Source organism: Mesorhizobium sp. M0340 (assembly GCF_040321535.1).
GTDB lineage: Bacteria > Pseudomonadota > Alphaproteobacteria > Rhizobiales > Rhizobiaceae > Mesorhizobium.
In genome coordinates this window covers 63704-81453 of record NZ_JAMYRR010000009.1, presented here as the reverse complement: position 1 = coordinate 81453, position 17750 = coordinate 63704, and the positions used below count along the sequence as shown (strand labels likewise).

Genomic DNA, 17750 nt, shown 5'->3' with positions numbered 1-17750 from the left:
TAACGGAGGAAAAAATGACACTCTTCAGAAGCAACGGCGATCGCGTACCGAGCGCCATCGAAGCGATGGCCAGCGAGGCTCGTGCAGGTCGTGTCGACCGACGCGAGTTTCTGGCTCTGGCAAGCGCCTTCGGCGCATCGACGGCCTTTGCCTACGGCATGATCGGTCTTGCCGTGCCGCAGCGGGCTTTGGCTGAAGAGCCGAAGAAAGGCGGCACGCTCCACGTTTCGATGTCGGTGAAGGCACAAAAGGATCCGCGCACCTACGACTGGGTGGAACTCGCGAACATTTCACGCTGCTGGCTGGAGCCGCTTGTCCGCTACACCCGCCAGTTCACTTTCGAGCCGGTTCTGCTCGAAAGCTGGGAGGTCAACGACGACGCCACCGAATACGTGCTGCATGTTCGCAAGGGCATCGCCTGGAACAACGGCGATGCTTTTAGCGCCGAAGACGTGGTCTACAATCTGACGCGCTGGTGCGAGAAGGCTGCAGCCGGCAATTCGATGGCCGCGCGCGTCGGTGCGCTGATCGATGCAAAGACCGGCAAGGCCAGGGAAGGGGCGATCACCAAGGTCGACGACAACACGGTGAAGCTGAAGCTGAACGAACCGGACATCTCGCTGATTCCGAACTTCACCGACTATCCGGCACTGGTGGTCCATCGCAACTTCGACGCCGACGGCGCCAATCCGATCGAGAAGCCGATTGGCACCGGGCCATTCGAACTGGTGTCGTATGCGGTCGGCCAGAAAGCGGTCGTCAAGCGTCGCGAAAATGGCAAATGGTGGGGCGGTGAAGCGCTTCTCGACGGCGTCGAATTCATCGACTACGGAACCGATTTCAATGCGTCCGTAAACGCATTCGACTCCGGCGAAATCGATCTCAACTTCGAGACGCCTGCCGACTTCATAGACATCCTCGACAAGATGGGACTGGTAAAATCGGAGGTCGCGACAGCGACCACGCTCGTCGCCCGCACCAACATCACGAACAAGCCCTATGACGACAAGCGGGTCCGCAACGCCCTCCAGATGGCCGTCGACAACCAGGCGGTGCTCGAACTTGGTTACGCCGGGCGAGGGACAGTTGGTGAAAACCACCACGTCAGCCCGATTCATCCGGAATACTACGCGCTGCCCAAGAAGACCCGGGACGCCGCGGGCGCCAAGAAGCTGATGGCGGAGGCCGGGCAGGCCGACTTCGAGCATGAACTGATCACCGTCGAGGACGATTGGCAAAAGAACACCGGCGACGCGATTGCCGGCCAGTTGCGCGATGCCGGGATCAAAGTGAAACGCACGGTGCTGCCGGGTTCGACCTTCTGGAACGACTGGACGAAATATCCTTATTCCATGACCATCTGGTACATGCGCCCGCTTGGCGTCCAGGTGTTGGCGCTCGGCTATCGCACCGGCGAGGCCTGGAACGAAACCGGCTACTCGAACCCTGATTTCGATGCCAAGCTCAAGCAGGCTCTCTCGCTCATCGACGTCGAGAAGCGCCGCGAGGTCATGAAGGACATCGAGCAGATCCTGCAGGATTCGGGCGTCATCATTCAGCCGTTTTGGCAGAAGCTGTTCAGCCACATGAACGAGAAGGTGAAGAACTACGGTGTCCACCAAACCTTCGAGATGGATCTCCAGAACGTCTGGCTGAACGCCTGAGTTGCCAGCAGAGGACGCGTTGCAGGATTTCATGGACCGCAAGAAAGCCGACGGGCAAGATGCGTGGTACTGATAGCTTCCGTCAGTGAACAATCGGGGACACGCATGAAACTGCCACTTTTTGTTGCCGCGCTTTCGATGGCCTTGCCGGCGGCCGCGTTTGCCGGCCCCGCTGCCAACGCCGTGAAGTTCTTCTATGTCCCGTCGGTCAAATTCGAGGCCGATGCACAATATCGCGACCGCTTCACCGCGCCAGTGACGAAACTGTTCGAACTGAACGACAATGCGGCAAAGAACCATCCGGATGAAGTTCTCTGCATCGACTTCGCCCCTGGTCTCGATGCGCAGGACTATGACGAGAAGACCGTGGCCAAGACGCTGACGCTGGCCGAAACGCTGGATGGCGACAGCGCCGAGGTGACGGCGACCTTCAACCTTTTTCCGGAAGGGGATGATTCCAAACGCGAAATGGTCTGGTCGTTGAAGAAGATCGACGGCCAGTGGAAGGTCGCCGACATCACCTCGAAGACCAGCGGCTGGACGCTGAGTGCGCTCGAATGCCTGGCCGGGCAGTCGCCGGAGTGATGCCGTGCTCCGCTGCCATCCCTGGCTTTTGGCGACTGCGTGCCTGCTGGCCGGATTGAGCAGCGCCGCCGCTCAGGGCCTGTTCGGCGCGCCGCCCGCAAACGCGCCGGCCGACAGTGCGGCACCGCCGAAGGCAGTTTTGCCGCCGGCAGAAAACGCGCCGGCCACACAGCCGGGCTCGCCGACGGCGGTGGTGAAGCCGTTCTACGAGCATGCCGGGCTCGAGGTCGATCCGGCTCAGCGGGGCCATTTCACCGACCCGGCAAAGTCGGTGCTGGACAAGAGCGATGCGCTGCGGAAGTCGGGGCAGGGCGAGTGCCTCGATCCCAACATGGCACTCGACAATTCCGAATACGACAAGGCGGAGATCGACAAGAGCCTGAAGACAATCGAAGCGATCAAGGGCGACGAGGCCAAGGTCGTCGTCGCCTTCGTCGTCGCCGGCAACCCGCACCGGCTGGAGTGGAAATTCAGGAAAGTCGACGGGGACTGGAAAATATCGGACCTACTCTCGGTGACCGGCGAATGGGCGCTGAGCCAATACCAGTGTGAGTGAGAACGGAACCGATGAAGATCAGCAACATCCGCGTCACCCACGTCAACGTCCCGCTCGATGCTCCGTTCTGGTGGACGGCTGGTCTCTACGGCGGCGCCTCGAAATCGATCATCGAGGTCGAGACGGACGAAGGCGTGGTCGGACTGGGCGAGGCGCCATGGTGGCATTTCGGCGAGGTGATCAAGGCCGAGATCGCGCCGGCGCTGATTGGCGCCGATCCGCTCGACATCGCCGACTGCGAGGCGCGCTGTGTGCCGCCCTGGCAGATCACCGCCAACACCGGCGAGAACGCAGCCACGGTGGCGTTCGGCGCCGTCGAACTGGCGCTGTGGGATATAAGAGGCAAGGTCTTCGGTATGCCGCTCTATAAGCTGCTCGGCGGCGCGGTGCGCAAGGACATTCCGTTTTCGGAATATTTCGCCTTTCGCCCCGCTCAAGGCGGAGCCGGCGGCGAGATGACCGCCGAAGCGATCGTCGACTACTGTCTCGGCATGCGAGAACAGCACGGCTCGACGATCTTCGAGGGCAAGCTGATAATGGGCGATCCCGAGCTCGAGATCAGGACAGTGCGCATGCTGCGCGAGGCACTTGGCGACAAGGCGCAGATCAAACTCGATTCCAACATGCAGTGGTCGCTAACCACAGCGCGCTGGGTACTGCGCGAGATCGAGCCGTTCAACATCCGCAATTACGAGGATCCGGTCGCGACCTTCGAGGAGATGGCGGCGCTGCGCCAGCATTCGCGCATTCCGTTCTCCACGCACATCCCGGATCTCAGGCGGGCAGTCGCGCTCGGTGCGCCGGATTACTTCGTCTGCAATTTCGCGGCACTCGGCGGATTGTCGAAAACTCTGAAATTCATCGCCGCCTGTGAGGCGATGGGCAAGGGGTTCTGGTGCTATTCGAACGATCTCGGCATCATGACATCGGCTTATTTGCACGTCGTGGCGGCGACACCGTGGATCACCGAAGCATCGCAGTCGCTGTTTCGCTGGCAGATCGGCGATGTCATCAAGGACGGCCCATTCCGGCAGACCGGCAACACGGTGCGTGTGCCGGAGGGGCATGGCCTGGGCGTCGAACTCGATCCGGCTTCGATGAAGCGCTGGGCGGGCCACTTCGCCGAACACGGGCCGATGGGCCATTTCAGCGACCCGAACAATCCCAGCCGCTACCGGCGGCTGCCGCTCAACTGATGCGAAGTGCACGTGACCGATCGATGAGAAGAGGTCCTGTCGTGGTTGCTTTATTCGCGGCGGTTTGCGTCTTGGCCTGCGCTGTCAGCTGGGAGGCAGGAAGCCGCGCGATGGCCCGCGTGCCTCAGCAAAGCTTCACGCTGCCTGTGGGGTTACCGGTGGAGCGCAGCGTTCTGAAGCAGGAGGGCGCGCCCGACCTTGCCGGTTGGGTGGCGGATCGGCAGGACAGTTGCGGAACAATCGTGCTGTTACACGGACGCGGTTCAAACAAGCTGGCCATGGTTCCAAGAGCGAAGCTGCTTTTCGAAAGCGGCTACTCGATCGTGCTGTTCGATCTGTCGGGACATGGCGAAAGCGGCGGCGATATCAGAGGCTTTGGTTACATCGAACGGCAGGACGCCAGTCGCATCCTCGTCTTTGCGCGGCAACGCTTCCCTGGTCGCAAGGTGGCGGCCATCGGTTCGTCGCTCGGTGCGGCTGCTTTTGTGTTTGGCGCTCAGCAGGAGCATGCCGATGCCTATGTCCTGGAGCAGCTCTACGCGACTTTGCTGGAAACCACGGCGTTGCGAGCGCCCTTGCCTATGTTACGCGACGTACAGGCGACCGTCCTCTTGGCGCAGATGCAGCTCCGCCTTGGCTTCGGGGTAGATGATGTCAGGCCGGTCGATCGCATCGGCACGATTGATCGGCCGATCTTGCTGCTAGCAGGCAATTCGGATCCGTTTGTCGCTCGCAGCCAGACACTGGCGTTGAAAGATGCGGCAGGCGCTCACGCAAAGCTGGTGTGGTTCGACGGCGCGCGGCATGTTGATCTCTATCGCTATGACCAACAGCGGTACCGCGACGCGGTGAAGCCTTTCCTGGAGACCAACCTGTGCCGGACCGGGATCAGATGAGCCGCTCCGTCCGATTAGCCGCGCCCGCGATAGGGGGCGACGCCGGTGTCGGGCAGCCACACACCTTCCGGCGGTGCGCCGGTTTGCCAGAACACGTCGATCGGAATGCCGCCCCGCGGATACCAGTAGCCGCCGATGCGCAACCACAATGGCTTGGTCGCGGCGATGATGCGGCGGCCGATCATGACGGTGCATTCTTCGTGGAAGGCGCCATGGTTGCGAAACGAGGTCATGAACAGCTTGAGCGACTTCGATTCCACCAGCAGCGCATCGGGTGCGTAGTCGATGACGATATGGGCGAAGTCCGGCTGGCCGGTGACCGGGCAGAGCGAAGTAAATTCCGGGCAGGTGAAGCGAACGATGGCCGGCGGGCCGTCGCCGCGCGAAAACGGCACGGTTTCCAGGACTGCCGCTTCAGGGCTCTGTGGCGCCTCGACGTTGGTGCCGAGCTGGGTGAGATTTTTCGTATCGGTCATGAGCAGGTTCCTTGCTGCATGTCGCCCAAAACTGCGCAGCGATTTTGGGACAGCGACATGCGTAAAAACAAAAATTTGCCGCTCATTAGCACAATTTGAAACAGCAGGAAGACGATGACTAGCAACGACCCGCTCCTCCAGCCCTATCAGCTCAAGCATCTGACGCTGAAGAACCGGGTGATGTCGACCAGCCATGAGCCGGCCTATTCAGAGGACGGCATGCCGAAAGAGCGGTACCGGCTCTACCATGCCGAAAAGGCCAAGGGCGGCATGGCGCTGACCATGACCGCCGGTTCGGCGATCGTCTCGCGCGACAGCCCGGCCGCTTTTGGCAATCTGCATGTTTATGACGACCGCATCGTGCCGTGGCTCGCCGAGCTTACCGATGCCTGCCACGAGCACGATTGCAAGGTGATGATACAGATCACCCATCTCGGCCGCCGCACCGGCTGGAACAAGGCCGACTGGCTGCCAGTGCTGTCGGCTTCGCCGGTGCGCGAACCGGCCCATCGCGCCTTTCCCAAGACTATCGAGGACTGGGACATCGAGCGCATCGTCGCCGACTATGCCGCTGCCGCCCAGCGCTGCCAGGCTGCGGGCCTCGATGGCATCGAATTCGAGGCCTACGGCCACCTGATGGACGGCTTCTGGTCGCCGGCCACCAACCAGCGCCACGACGATTTCGGCGGCTCGCTCGACAACCGGCTACGCTTCACCGGCATGGTGCTCGATGCCGTGCGTGCCGCGGTCGGCGAAAAGTTCGTCGTCGGCATCCGCATGGTCGCCGACGAGGATTTCGAGAAAGGCCTGTCGAAACAGGAGGGCGTCGAAATCGCCAGGCGGCTGGCCGGCTCCGGCAAGGTCGATTTCCTCAACATCATCCGTGGCTCGATCGAGACCGATGCGGCGCTGACCAAGGTCATCCCGGTGACCGGCATGCGCTCGTCACCACATCTCGACTTTGCCGGCGAGATCAGGGCGGCGACGAAATTCCCGACCTTCCATGCGGCGCGGATTTCCGACGTCGCCACCGCGCGCCACGCCATCGCTACCGGCAAGCTCGATATGGTCGGCATGACGCGTGCCCACATTGCCGACCCGCATATCGTCAAAAAAGTGATGGAGGGCCGCGAGCACGAGATCCGGCCTTGCGTCGGCGCCACCTATTGCCTCGACCGCATCTATGAGGGCGGCGAGGCGCTGTGCATCCACAATGCGGCGACGGGCCGCGAGGCGTCGATACCGCATATTATTCCGAAAACCGAGGGACCGAAGCGGAAGGTGGTCGTGGTCGGCGCGGGCGCCGGCGGACTGGAGGCGGCGCGCGTCGCCGCCGAGCGCGGGCACCAGGTGACGGTGCTGGAAGCATCGAGCCAGGCCGGCGGCCAGGTGCGGCTGGCAACGCAAAACCCGCGCCGCAAGGAATTGATCGGCATCATCGACTGGCGTCTGGCCGAACTCGACCGGCTCGGTGTCGAGATCCGCTACGATACCTGGGCGGAGAAGGACGACGTGCTGGCGCTGTCGCCGGACGTGGTGGTGGTCGCCACCGGCGGCCTGCCGCAGAACCCGCCTCTGACAGCGGGCGACGATCTCGTCACCTCGAGCTGGGACATCATGGCCGGCAGCGTCAAGCTGGCCGAGAACGTGCTGCTCTATGACGACAACGGCGGCCATCAGGGCATGGGTGCCGCCGAACTGATCGCCAATAGCGGCGCCAGGCTGGAGCTGGTTTCACCAGAGCGCTTCTTCGCCCCGGAAATGGGCGGCATGAATCATGTGCCCTACATGCGCGCCTTCCAGGAAAAGGGTGTCACGGTGACCATCAACACACGGCTACGTTCTGTGCGGCGCGAAGGCAACCAGCTGATCGCCGAGCTTGCCTCCGACTTCGCCGATGGCTGGCGCGGCGAGCGGCGCGTCGACCAGGTGGTGGTCGAGCATGGCACGCTGCCGCTCGACGATCTCTATCTGGCGCTGAAGCCGCTGTCGAAGAACGCCGGCGCGATCGATTACGAAAAACTGGTCAATGGCGGCGACATCTTCCCCGTGCGCAATCCGCAAAGTGGCTTCGTGCTCTTCCGCATCGGCGACGCAGTTGCCTCGCGTAACATCCATGCCGCAATCTATGACGGCATCAGGTTCGGCTTGCGGATCTGAGGAATATTTTGGATTGATTGGTGGCGCGCAGCCCAACCTCCGTACGGAGAGCCACCACGGTACTTTGGTCCGGGCTGCGCGCCGCGCACGCCGCCGGCCATCGCCGGGCACCGTACGATCTTGCGATTGCGGCAGGACGTTCAAAACATCCTGGCGGTGGCCATGCAGAACACGGTGATGACCAGCAGCCCGCCAGCGATGCGTTCGCCTTTTGTCATCTTGGCGCGCAACTGGGTTTGTTTCGCCGCATCAGCGCCGGCCAACTGCCTGCTGGCGGAACCCACCAGTGCGCCCTGAACCCCGGCGGCGATCAACGCCGTCAAGATGCCGAGCGCCAGGACTTTTTCCATCGAGCCGAAAGAGCCGTTGTGGAAGAAATACCACAGCAGCAAACCCGTGAGGAAAACCACGCCGGCCGCGCCCATTTGCGGCCGGAAGAAGCGTTCCGCCCTGATCTCCGGTTCGCGGGCAACCGCGATAGTGGTGCCGGCCCAGAACACACCCGCCATGACGTGAAGGCCGAGGACGATGATGTAGACATATTGCATGACCGCATTTCCTCTCTTGCCCGCCGCCAGGCATATTGATAGATATCAAATGATTAGATGTCAACGCATAAGCTCGAGCCGGTTCCATCGGCTTTGCCCTTGTTCTAGTGTAGGATCATGACGCCCTTTGACCGCCCGCCGATCGGGATGAATCTCGCCCGCACCGCCAAGCTGGTCGCGCAGGCTTTCGACGCTGCCTTGGTCGAAGCCGGCGGCACGCTGCCGGTCTGGGTCACTTTGCTGTCGGTCAAGTCGCGGGAGCTGGCCAACCAACGCGAGCTCGCCGGCATGATCGGCATTCGGGGCGCAACGCTGACCCACCATCTCAACGCCATGGAGACGCAGGGCCTGCTGATGCGCCGCCGCGATCCCGAGAACCGCCGGGTTCACCAGGTGGAGCTGACCCAGGCCGGAGAGGCGTTGTTCCTGAAATTGCGCACGGCCGCGTTAGCCTTCGACAAACGGCTGCGGAAAGGGCTGTCCGACGACAGGCTGGCGGAGTTTGCACAGATGCTGGCTGCGCTGCGGGCCAATGTCGAGAGCTAGAAATAGGCTAGGCAGACGCCATGCGCGAATTTCGCTGAAGGATGCCAGGGCTAAACTCTCGGCGGTGCTCGATCAGGTCATCGCGGGAGAACCGGCCGTCATCACCCGGCGTGGCCGCAAGCAGGCGGTCATTCTGTCGTTCCAGGACTATGAAAAACTGGCGCGTGTGCCCAGCTTTGGACAATTGCTGGCAGCATTTCCCGGTGATGAGGATGACCTTCCGCCTCGGCCCATCAGGTCGGTTCGCAAGGCCGAACCATGACGGATCTACGCCCGGCTGCCCTGCAGCACTGTCAGCCTGGCCTTTTTCGGCGTCCGTGCCACCAGCCATTCACGCACCCTGTCCGGCGGCATCGGGAAAGCGATGGAATATCCTTGCACCTGGTCGCAGCCGATCGCCATCAGCGAGTCGAGCTCGGCTTCGGTTTCGGCGCCCTCGGCAACGATCGAGATGCCGAGACCGCGGGCGAGCTCGGTGAGGGCACGCACGATCTTTGTGTTGCCGCTGTTCTCGTTGATGTTCTGGACGAAGCGGCGGTCGATCTTCAGCCGGTCGATCTCGTTTGGATTGACATGGCTGAGCGATGCGTAACCGGTGCCGAAATCATCGAGCTCAAGATGGATGCCGGCGGCGCGGATGTGCCGCAGCTTTGCCGCGATACCGGTCTTCTCGTCGTCGAGAATGACGGATTCGACGATCTCCAGCGATAGTTTGTGCGCGGGCAGGCCGGTCCTTTCCAGCGTCCCGAACAGGAAGACTTCGAAATCTGTCTCGCGCAGCTCCGAACCGGACACGTTGACGGCGATCCGTCCGAAGGCGATGCCTGCGCGGTTCCATTCAGCTGCTTCGTTGATCGCCTTGGCAATGACGATGCGGCCAATCTCGGACATCAAGCCGCATTTTTCCGCGATTGGAATGAACTCGCCCGGCGCGATCATGCCGCGTTCGGCATGCCTCCAGCGAGCCAAAGCTTCGATGCCACTGATGGTGCCGTCCGACAGCGACATCTGCGGCTGGAAATAGACTTCGAACGCCTTCTCCGAGATGGCGACCCTGATGTCGAGCTCGAGCTGCTTTCGGTTGTCGAGTTCGCGCCTCAGTTCATCGGAGAAGAACGACAAACTGCCGCCGCCCTGCTTCTTGGCGGAATACAACGCCAGATCGGCATGGACGAGCAGATCCTGCGCATTGTCGGCGTCGACAGGATAGACCGCAATCCCCGCACTTACGCCCGGATGGATCGTCGTGCCTCGGAATATGACCGGTTCATTGAGTTTGGCCAGCATGCGCCTGGCGACGATATCGATGTCCTCGGTGCTGCCGGCGTCGTTGAGGACGACGACGAATTCATCGCCTCCGAGACGCACGTTGAGATCCGACGTACGGCACGAATCACGCATGCGTTGCGCAGCCGTCACCAGCACATAATCGCCGGCGGCGTGGCCGAACGTGTCGTTGATCTGCTTGAACCGGTCGAGATCGAACTGCACCACGGCAACCCGTTCACGCTGTCGCTGCGCGGCATTGATCAACGTATCGAAATGCTCGGTCAGGAAGGTGCGGTTGTGCAGGCCGGTCAGCCCGTCATGCACGGCAATAAAGGCCATGGAATTGCGCGCATCGACCAGCTCACGCGTCCTGCGCAGGATGGCGTTCGACATCGGCCTGAAAATGAAAAGCGCCACCAGCACGATGACGCCGATGGTCGAGTAGAACAATGTGCGGTTAAGCTCGAGAAGTGTTTCGGATCGGCGGTCTGCAAAGGCGCTGATGCGCTGGCCAAGTGCGGCATAGCCCGACAATGTTGCGTTGGCAACGGAAGCGTTCAGGTTGACGCGCTCCTCTCCACCTTTGTAGCCACCATTGCCGGCCATGTTGAGCCGCGATTCGAATGACGAGATCAGGCGTTCGCCGTTGGCGATAAGCCCGACCGAGAAATAGTCGAGATGGAACGGCTTGGCGAAAAGCACGCTCTCGATCGATTTGGGATCGAACCTTGCCGGCGACGCCGGATCGGCGGCGGTCCGCTCGAGCAGAAGATCGTAGTTCTTCTCGAACTCTACCGTCGCTTGCTTGAGCGCGCTGATCAGGGCCGGCTGCTGGTCGCGTGAGGCGGTACCGGTCGCGCCGGCAAGGAAGACGATGCGTTGCGACAGGGCTTTTTGTGTGCTGACCACATCGAGCAGCGCCTGGTTGTGTTGCTGGGCCGCCATCATCTGTTGCAGCAGGATGAAGGAGGCCACGACCATGGCGGCGATGATCAGCAGAGCCAGCCAGTAGCCGGATTTGATGAGGAGTATGAGCCTGCCTGAAACGGCGTGCACCGGCTGCTGCGACATTTTCTGAGTCGGCCCTCTCGCCAACGAATTCTTGTGCGACAACCTTTGGCTTCAAAGTGTTAACAGGTTAGAACGGCAACAGGCCGACAGCGGCGACCGTGGCGGGAAATCCGCAAAGTGGTTATTGCAATCTTTCGCAGCACCTCCGCATTTGAACATCGTGGCCCTGCCGTGCCATTGCCGCCACCGAAGCGGTCGCTTTTGCGATGGATTTTTCGTCCGCGCGGCGCGACAGTCCTCATCGATCTCAACAGGGCCTGATCATGACCGCAGCATTCCTCTCCCACATCGACAGCGAGCTTGAAGGGCTGAAATCGGCAGGCCTCTATAAATCCGAGCGGGTGATAACCTCGACCCAATCGGCCGAGATCGAGGTGGGCGGCGAGAAGGTGCTGAATTTCTGCGCCAATAATTATCTCGGCCTCGCCGACAGCGCCGAACTGCGCGAGGCGGCCAAGCAGGCGCTCGACCGCTACGGCTACGGTATGGCGTCGGTGCGCTTCATCTGCGGCACGCAGGAAGAACACAAGCAGCTCGAGGCGACCATTTCTGACTTCCTCGGCATGGAGGACACCATCCTCTACGGCTCCTGCTTCGACGCCAATGGCGGCCTGTTTGAGACGCTGCTCGCCGAGGAGGATGCGGTCATCTCCGATGCGCTGAACCACGCCTCGATCATCGACGGGGTACGGCTGTCGAAGGCAAAGCGCTTCCGCTACGCCAACAACGACATGGCCGATCTCGAAGCGCGGTTGAAAGAGGCGCGCGACTGTCGGTTCCGGCTGATCGCCACCGACGGCGTGTTCTCTATGGATGGCATCATCGCCAATCTGAAGGGCGTCTGCGACCTCGCCGACAAATATGACGCAATGGTCATGGTCGACGACAGCCATGCAGTTGGTTTCGTCGGCAGGAATGGCCGTGGCTCGGCCGAACATTGTGGCGTCGAGGGCAGGGTGGACATCATCACCGGCACGCTCGGCAAGGCGTTGGGCGGCGCGTCGGGCGGCTACACGTCGGGCAAGAAGCAGGTGGTCGACTGGCTGCGCCAGCGCTCGCGCCCCTATCTGTTTTCCAACACGCTGATGCCGGCGATCGCCGGCGCTTCGATCCGGGTGTTCGAGATGATCCGCAATGGCGATGCGTTGCGTCAGCACCTATATGCCAACGCAGCGCGGTTTCGCTCCGAGATGGGCAGGCTCGGCTTTACACTGGCCGGCGCCGACCATCCGATCATCCCGGTGATGCTGGGCGACGCGACGCTGGCGCAGGAGATGGCGGCGCGCATGCTGAAGCGCGGCATCTATGTCATCGGCTTCTCCTTCCCGGTGGTGCCGAAAGGCCAGGCGCGCATCCGCACGCAGATGTCGGCCGCCCATTCCAGCGCCGACATTGACCGTGCGATTGAGGCGTTCGCCGCAGTCGGTCGCGAGCTCGGCGTGATTTCCTGAATGACCGGCAGTCGAAAAGCGATTCCGGATCAAGACCTTCAAGGGACTGCAGAATGTCGAACATGATGAAGGCCCTCGTCAAAGCCAAGGCCGAGCCGGGCATCTGGATGGAAGAGGTGCCGGTGCCGGAGATCGGCCCCAACGACGTGCTGATCAAGGTCCGGAAGACGGCGATCTGCGGCACCGACGTCCACATCTACAATTGGGACCAGTGGGCGCAAAAGACCGTGCCGGTGCCGATGGTGACCGGGCATGAATTCGTTGGTACGGTCGCCGATTTCGGCGCGGCGGTGACCGAATACAAAGTCGGCCAGCGCGTTTCGGGCGAGGGTCACATCATCTGCGGCCATTGCCGCAACTGCCGGGCGGGCAGGGGGCATCTTTGCCGCAACACGCTCGGCGTCGGCGTCAATCGCCCCGGCGCCTTCGGCGAATATCTGGCTATCCCGCAGCACAATGTCGTGCCGATCCCCGACGACGTGCCGGACGAGATCGCCGCGATCTTCGATCCCCTGGGCAATGCGGTTCACACCGCACTATCTTTCGACCTCGTCGGCGAGGACGTGCTGGTCACCGGCGCCGGGCCGATCGGCATCATGGGCGCATTGGTGGCGCAATGCGTCGGCGCGCGAAAAGTGGTCATCACCGACATCAACCCGGTGCGCCTGGCACTGGCAAAAAAGCTCGGCGTCCAGCATGTCGTTGACGCCTCGAAAGAAAAGCTGCGCGATATCATGCCGGCGCTCGGCATGACCGAGGGTTTCGACGTCGGTCTTGAAATGTCCGGTGCCGCACCGGCATTCCGCGACATGATCGATACCATGAACAATGGCGGCAAGATCGCCATTCTCGGCATCGCGCCGACCGGCTTCGAGATCGACTGGAACAAGGTCATCTTCAAGATGCTGCATCTGAAGGGCATCTACGGCCGCGAGATGTTCGAGACCTGGTACAAGATGATTGCGCTGGTGCAGGGTCCTCTCAATGTCAGCGGCCTGATCACCCACCGCATCGGCATCGACGACTATATTTTCGGCTTCGAAGCGATGAAGAGCGGCAATTCCGGCAAGGTGGTCATGGACTGGTGAAGGCCCGAAGGAACACGGTGCGAACTGAAAGCTGTTCCGCCAAGGTGCCTGTAATTCTGGCAGGAACCTAGCTTTTCCCCAATGCCGCCTCCAGTGCTGCCACTCCGCCGACAATGGCCACACGCTCGGCGGGGCTCAATCTTGCCAGCAATTCCCGTTCGAACTCCTTCGCCAGCGGCACCATCTCGCGATAGGCGGCAACGCCAGCCTTGGTCAGCGCCAGATGCTCGACACGGCGGTCTTTTTCGTCAGGCGTCCGGCTGAGCCAGCGGCGCCGTTCGAGCTCGGCGACCGCGCGCGAAACCTTGGTCTTGTGCATGGCCGATTGCTCGCCGAGCGCCGTCGCCGTCATCGTGCCGTGCTGTCCAAGCCCGGCCAGCGTGCGCCATTCGGGCCGGGTCAGTCCGTGACGGTCCTTGTATATCCTTGAGAATTCGCGGCTGACGGCATCGGCAAGCCGGTAGAGCCGGTAGGGCAGGAAGGATTCCAGCTCGAGGATTTCCATGGTTGGCCCTGACTGGGCATGCTGGCGGCTCATGGCGAAATCACCGTTGATGGTTACATTTTCAATGGTTACAAATGAAACCGGTATGGTCAACCCGGAGCATCTTTGCGGATGCGCAAACGATGCTCCGAGTCCATGAATTCGGGAGGGTTCCATGGCCTACTCCTACATGCCGGGTTTCGGCAATGACTTCGAAACCGAGACTTTGCCGGGCTCGCTGCCGCAAGGCCGAAACTCGCCGCAGCGGCCGGCCTACGGCCTCTATGCCGAGCAGCTTTCCGGCTCTCCTTTCACCGCGCCGCGCGGCACCAATGAGCGCTCCTGGCTTTATCGGATAAGGCCGAGCGTCAGGCACACCGGCCGCTTCAAAGCGGCGAATTATCCGCTTTGGAAAAGCGCGCCGAACGTCGGCGACCACCAGCTCGCACTCGGCCAGTATCGCTGGAGCCCGGTGCCGATGCCGAAGGAGCCGACCGATTTCATTGCCGGCATGCGCTCGATCACCACCGCCGGCGACGTGCTCGGCCAGACCGGCATGGCGGCACACGTCTATGTCGCTAACCGTTCGATGGTCGACGATCATTTCTTCAACGCCGACGGCGAGTTGCTGGTCGTCCCGCAGGTTGGAGCCTTGCGCTTTGTCACCGAGATGGGGGTCATCGAACTCAGGCCGGGCGAGATCGCCGTGCTGCCGCGTGGTCTGGTGTTCAAGGTCGAGCTGGTGGATGCCGAAGTGCGCGGCTATGTCTGCGAGAATTACGGCGCCAAGCTGACGCTGCCGGATCGTGGCCCCATCGGCGCCAATTGCCTGGCCAATCCGCGCGATTTCAAGACGCCCTGTGCCTGGTTCGAGGACAAGGAGACACCGTGCCGGCTGATCGCGAAATGGTGTGGCCAGTTCCATGTCACCGAGCTCGACCATTCGCCGCTGGATGTGGTGGCGTGGCACGGCAATTATTCGCCCTACAAATATGATCTTGCGACCTTCTCGCCGGTCGGTGCGATCCTGTTCGACCACCCCGATCCGTCGATCTTCACCGTGCTGACCGCGCCCAGCGGTGAGGAAGGCACCGCCAATATCGATTTCGTCATCTTCCCGCCGCGCTGGCTTGTGGCGGAAAACACTTTCCGGCCGCCCTGGTATCACCGCAACATCATGAGCGAGTTCATGGGCCTCATACATGGTCAGTACGATGCCAAGGAAGAGGGCTTCGTGCCCGGCGGCATCAGTCTGCACAACATGATGCTGGCTCACGGACCCGATGCGTCTGGCTTCGAAAAAGCCTCGCGCGCGGAGCTAAAACCGGTCAAGCTCGACAACACCATGGCCTTCATGTTCGAGACACGCTTTCCCCAGATGGTGACCCGCTATGGCGCCGAGCTCGAAACCCGGCAGGACAATTACATCGATTGCTGGGCCGGCCTGAAGAAGCGCTTCAACGGCACGCCCGAGGGCGACTGGTCTTGAGCGCCGTCGCGTGACGGATCGTCTGGTCCTTCTGGGCTCGAAGGGTGGTCCCGCGCTGCGGCCGGGCGGGCCGTGGCCGAGTTCGTCACTGCTGGAGATTGGCGGCCGCACCATCGTCGTCGATTGCGGGCTGGGCGTAACGCGCGGGCTGACCGATGCCGGCATCAGCCTGAAGGCGCTCGAACTGATCTTCATCACGCATTTGCATTCCGACCATGTGCTGGAACTCGGCCCGTTGATCCACACCGCATGGACGGCCGGCCTGGCAACAAAGGTCACCGTATTCGGCCCGCCCGGCACCGGCTACTATTGGCAGCGCTTTTGCCAGGCGATGGAGTTCGACATCGAGATCCGCATCGCCGATGAAGGCAGGCCGGATCTCCGCGACCTGGTTTCGATCGTCGAGTTTGGTGAAGGCCAGATGGCGCAAGAGCGCGGTCTCGAAATATCGGCGCTGCGCGTCGACCACCCGCCGGTGACGGACTGCTTTGCGCTGCGCTTCGATCATGCGGGGCAAGGCGTCGTCTTTTCGTCGGATACTGCGTTCTTTCCGCCATTGGCGGATTTCGCCCAAGGCGCCGACATACTGGTCCACGAGGCCATGCTGGAAGTGGGTATCGAGCGGCTGGTCGCGAAGACCGGCAACGGCGCAAGGCTGAGGGACCACTTGCTTGCCAGCCACAGCTTTGCCGAGGAAGCGGGCCGCATCGCCAGTGATGCAGGCGTCAAAAGACTGGTCCTCAACCATCTCATTCCCGCCGACGATCCCGAGATCGACGAGGCCGACTGGATTGCCGCCGTCAGGAAAACATGGGCCGGCGACTTGACGATCGCACGCGACGGCCTTGTTGTGGAGCTGGAGCATGATCCCGAAAAGTGGAAACCGGTTTTCGGAAGAGATCATGCGTAGAACAAAAAATCAAAGCAGCACCAAAGCTGCGCCAGGAGAGGAAACCGCATGAAGCTTGCCACATTGAAGGATGGGAGGCGCGACGGAAAGCTTGTCGTCGTCTCGCGCGACCTGACACGGTTCACCGATGCTTGGTTTCTGGTGCGGACGCTGCAGGCCGCGCTTGACGACTGGCTTCGGATCGCGCCGCATCTCGCCGCCATGGCTGAATCGCTAGAGAATAGTGCGGTGCCGTCGGCTCGCTTTCACGAGCATGACGCCCATTCGCCGCTGCCGCGCGCCTACCAGTGGGCCGATGGCTCGGCCTATGTGAACCATGTCGAGCTGGTGCGGAAGGCGCGTGGCGCCGAGATGCCGGCAAGCTTCTGGACCGATCCGCTGATCTACCAGGGCGGCTCGGACGCTTTCCTCGCACCGCGGGACCCAATCCGCATGACCGACGAGACCCTTGGCATCGACATGGAAGGAGAGGTCGCGGTCATAGTTGACGATGTGCCGATGGGCGCAAGCCTCGAAGAGGCGCGGGCAGCGATCCGCCTGGTCATGCTGGTCAACGATGTGACGCTGCGCAGCCTGACCGGACCTGAGCTTGCCAAGGGGTTCGGCTTCTACCAGTCGAAGCCGTCATCGGCCTTTTCGCCGGTTGCGGTGACGCCGGACGAACTGGGCGACGCCTGGGACGGCGGCAAGGTCGCCCTGCCGCTGCTGGTCGATCTCAACGGCAAGCCGTTCGGCCGGGCAAACGCCGGCATCGACATGACGTTCGATTTTCCGGCGCTGATTGTTCATGCCGCAAAAACGCGGCCGTTGGCCGCCGGCACCATCATCGGTTCGGGCACCGTCTCCAACAAGCTCGACGGCGGGCCGGGCAAGCCTGTCTCGGCAGGCGGCGCTGGCTATTCCTGTATCGCTGAGTTGCGCATGATCGAGACTATTGAGGCCGGCGGACCGAAAACGCCCTTCCTGCGCTTTGGCGATACCGTGCGCATCGAGATGAAGGACAGGGGCGGGCATTCGATCTTCGGCGCCATCGAGCAGAAGGTCGAGAAATACGAGGGGGCAAGAGAATGACGGGCGAGACATTCTACCTGCTGTGCGGTGTCTGGGCCCTTGTCATGCTGGCGATCTTCATCCAGGCAATCAGACTGAGCTACCGCATCGAGGCTCGCTCGCCTGACCTGACCAACCGCAGCGGCTTTCCGCGCAAGGCGATGATGTTTCACACCGTCACCAACACGAATGTCGCGCTGGACCAGGAAACGCAAGCCATGCGGCGGCACATGATCCGGCTTCTGCTGATCGTCATCGCCGGATTCGCGCTCATGTGGGCGGGCTTGTCTTTGGTCCGGTCAGCGGCGTGA

General features: G+C 61.9%; 18 protein-coding genes. 14 read left to right on the top strand and 4 right to left on the bottom strand.

Annotation, left to right across the window (positions count from 1 at the left end; all coding sequences use genetic code 11):
• The first annotated feature begins 14 nt into the window (after positions 1 to 14).
• The 5 genes from NKI79_RS15365 to NKI79_RS15345 all read left to right on the top strand — a co-directional run bounded on the left by NKI79_RS15365 (position 15) and on the right by NKI79_RS15345 (position 4897).
• Positions 15 to 1664: an ABC transporter substrate-binding protein gene (locus tag NKI79_RS15365; RefSeq protein WP_352802479.1), complete on the top strand. Its 1650-nt coding sequence runs from the start codon at positions 15 to 17 to the stop codon at positions 1662 to 1664.
• Between the two features lie 105 nt (positions 1665 to 1769).
• Complete coding sequence (locus NKI79_RS15360; RefSeq protein WP_352802476.1) at positions 1770 to 2249, top strand: DUF3828 domain-containing protein; 480 nt, start codon at positions 1770 to 1772, stop codon at positions 2247 to 2249.
• Between the two features lie 4 nt (positions 2250 to 2253).
• Complete coding sequence (locus tag NKI79_RS15355) at positions 2254 to 2805, top strand: hypothetical protein (RefSeq protein WP_352650334.1); 552 nt, start codon at positions 2254 to 2256, stop codon at positions 2803 to 2805.
• An 11-nt stretch (positions 2806 to 2816) separates the two neighbouring features.
• Entirely contained in the window at positions 2817 to 4001 is a 1185-nt protein-coding gene (locus NKI79_RS15350; protein ID WP_352802473.1) for a mandelate racemase/muconate lactonizing enzyme family protein, read from the top strand.
• A gap of 110 nt (positions 4002 to 4111) precedes the next feature.
• Positions 4112 to 4897 carry an alpha/beta hydrolase gene (locus NKI79_RS15345; RefSeq protein WP_352802470.1) on the top strand — a complete coding sequence of 262 codons (786 nt, stop codon included), beginning with the start codon at positions 4112 to 4114 and terminating at the stop codon, positions 4895 to 4897.
• A gap of 14 nt (positions 4898 to 4911) precedes the next feature.
• Here NKI79_RS15345 and queF read toward each other — a convergent pair whose 3' ends face one another.
• The gene (queF, locus tag NKI79_RS15340) at positions 4912 to 5373 is read right to left on the bottom strand and encodes a preQ(1) synthase (protein WP_023674394.1); all 462 of its coding nucleotides are present in this window, start codon (positions 5371 to 5373) and stop codon (positions 4912 to 4914) included.
• 114 nt (positions 5374 to 5487) lie between these two features.
• Here queF and NKI79_RS15335 point away from each other — a divergent pair, with 114 nt between their 5' ends.
• Positions 5488 to 7533 carry an oxidoreductase gene (locus NKI79_RS15335; RefSeq protein ID WP_352802468.1) on the top strand — a complete coding sequence of 682 codons (2046 nt, stop codon included), beginning with the start codon at positions 5488 to 5490 and terminating at the stop codon, positions 7531 to 7533.
• 140 nt (positions 7534 to 7673) lie between these two features.
• Here the strand turns inward: NKI79_RS15335 and NKI79_RS15330 are convergent, their stop codons facing one another.
• Positions 7674 to 8081, bottom strand: a complete 408-nt coding sequence (locus tag NKI79_RS15330) for a hypothetical protein (RefSeq protein ID WP_023674396.1) — start codon at positions 8079 to 8081, stop codon at positions 7674 to 7676.
• 117 nt (positions 8082 to 8198) lie between these two features.
• Here NKI79_RS15330 and NKI79_RS15325 point away from each other — a divergent pair, with 117 nt between their 5' ends.
• Both NKI79_RS15325 and NKI79_RS15320 read left to right on the top strand, forming a co-directional pair.
• Complete coding sequence (locus NKI79_RS15325) at positions 8199 to 8627, top strand: MarR family winged helix-turn-helix transcriptional regulator (protein WP_254817473.1); 429 nt, start codon at positions 8199 to 8201, stop codon at positions 8625 to 8627.
• Positions 8614 to 8889, top strand: coding sequence for a type II toxin-antitoxin system Phd/YefM family antitoxin (locus NKI79_RS15320; protein WP_254817474.1), 276 nt, complete (start codon positions 8614 to 8616; stop codon positions 8887 to 8889). The genes NKI79_RS15325 and NKI79_RS15320 overlap by 14 nt, the downstream gene beginning before the upstream one ends.
• A 5-nt stretch (positions 8890 to 8894) precedes the next feature.
• On the opposite strand, the gene NKI79_RS15315 is transcribed toward NKI79_RS15320, so the two are convergent.
• Positions 8895 to 10967 carry a putative bifunctional diguanylate cyclase/phosphodiesterase gene (locus NKI79_RS15315; RefSeq protein WP_352802465.1) on the bottom strand — a complete coding sequence of 691 codons (2073 nt, stop codon included), beginning with the start codon at positions 10965 to 10967 and terminating at the stop codon, positions 8895 to 8897.
• Positions 10968 to 11230: 263 nt separating this feature from the next.
• On the opposite strand from NKI79_RS15315, the gene NKI79_RS15310 reads away from it, so the two are divergent.
• Together NKI79_RS15310 and tdh are read left to right on the top strand one after the other, a co-directional pair.
• Positions 11231 to 12418: a glycine C-acetyltransferase gene (locus tag NKI79_RS15310; protein WP_352802463.1), complete on the top strand. Its 1188-nt coding sequence runs from the start codon at positions 11231 to 11233 to the stop codon at positions 12416 to 12418.
• A 53-nt stretch (positions 12419 to 12471) separates the two neighbouring features.
• A complete protein-coding gene (tdh, locus tag NKI79_RS15305) occupies positions 12472 to 13506 on the top strand; it encodes an L-threonine 3-dehydrogenase (RefSeq protein ID WP_352802460.1) in 1035 nt (344 codons plus the stop codon).
• A gap of 67 nt (positions 13507 to 13573) precedes the next feature.
• On the opposite strand, the gene NKI79_RS15300 is transcribed toward tdh, so the two are convergent.
• Positions 13574 to 14011: a MarR family winged helix-turn-helix transcriptional regulator gene (locus NKI79_RS15300; protein ID WP_352802663.1), complete on the bottom strand. Its 438-nt coding sequence runs from the start codon at positions 14009 to 14011 to the stop codon at positions 13574 to 13576.
• Positions 14012 to 14165: 154 nt separating this feature from the next.
• On the opposite strand from NKI79_RS15300, the gene hmgA reads away from it, so the two are divergent.
• The 4 genes from hmgA to NKI79_RS15280 are packed head-to-tail and all read left to right on the top strand — an operon-like array spanning position 14166 to position 17750.
• Positions 14166 to 15479: a homogentisate 1,2-dioxygenase gene (gene hmgA, locus NKI79_RS15295; protein WP_352802458.1), complete on the top strand. Its 1314-nt coding sequence runs from the start codon at positions 14166 to 14168 to the stop codon at positions 15477 to 15479.
• A 10-nt stretch (positions 15480 to 15489) separates the two neighbouring features.
• On the top strand, positions 15490 to 16389 hold the full coding sequence (locus NKI79_RS15290; RefSeq protein WP_352802455.1) for an MBL fold metallo-hydrolase: 900 nt from the start codon (positions 15490 to 15492) through the stop codon (positions 16387 to 16389).
• 48 nt (positions 16390 to 16437) lie between these two features.
• Complete coding sequence (locus NKI79_RS15285) at positions 16438 to 17460, top strand: fumarylacetoacetate hydrolase family protein (RefSeq protein ID WP_352802452.1); 1023 nt, start codon at positions 16438 to 16440, stop codon at positions 17458 to 17460.
• A complete protein-coding gene (locus NKI79_RS15280) occupies positions 17457 to 17750 on the top strand; it encodes a hypothetical protein (protein ID WP_352802449.1) in 294 nt (97 codons plus the stop codon). Before NKI79_RS15285 ends, NKI79_RS15280 begins: the two co-directional genes overlap by 4 nt.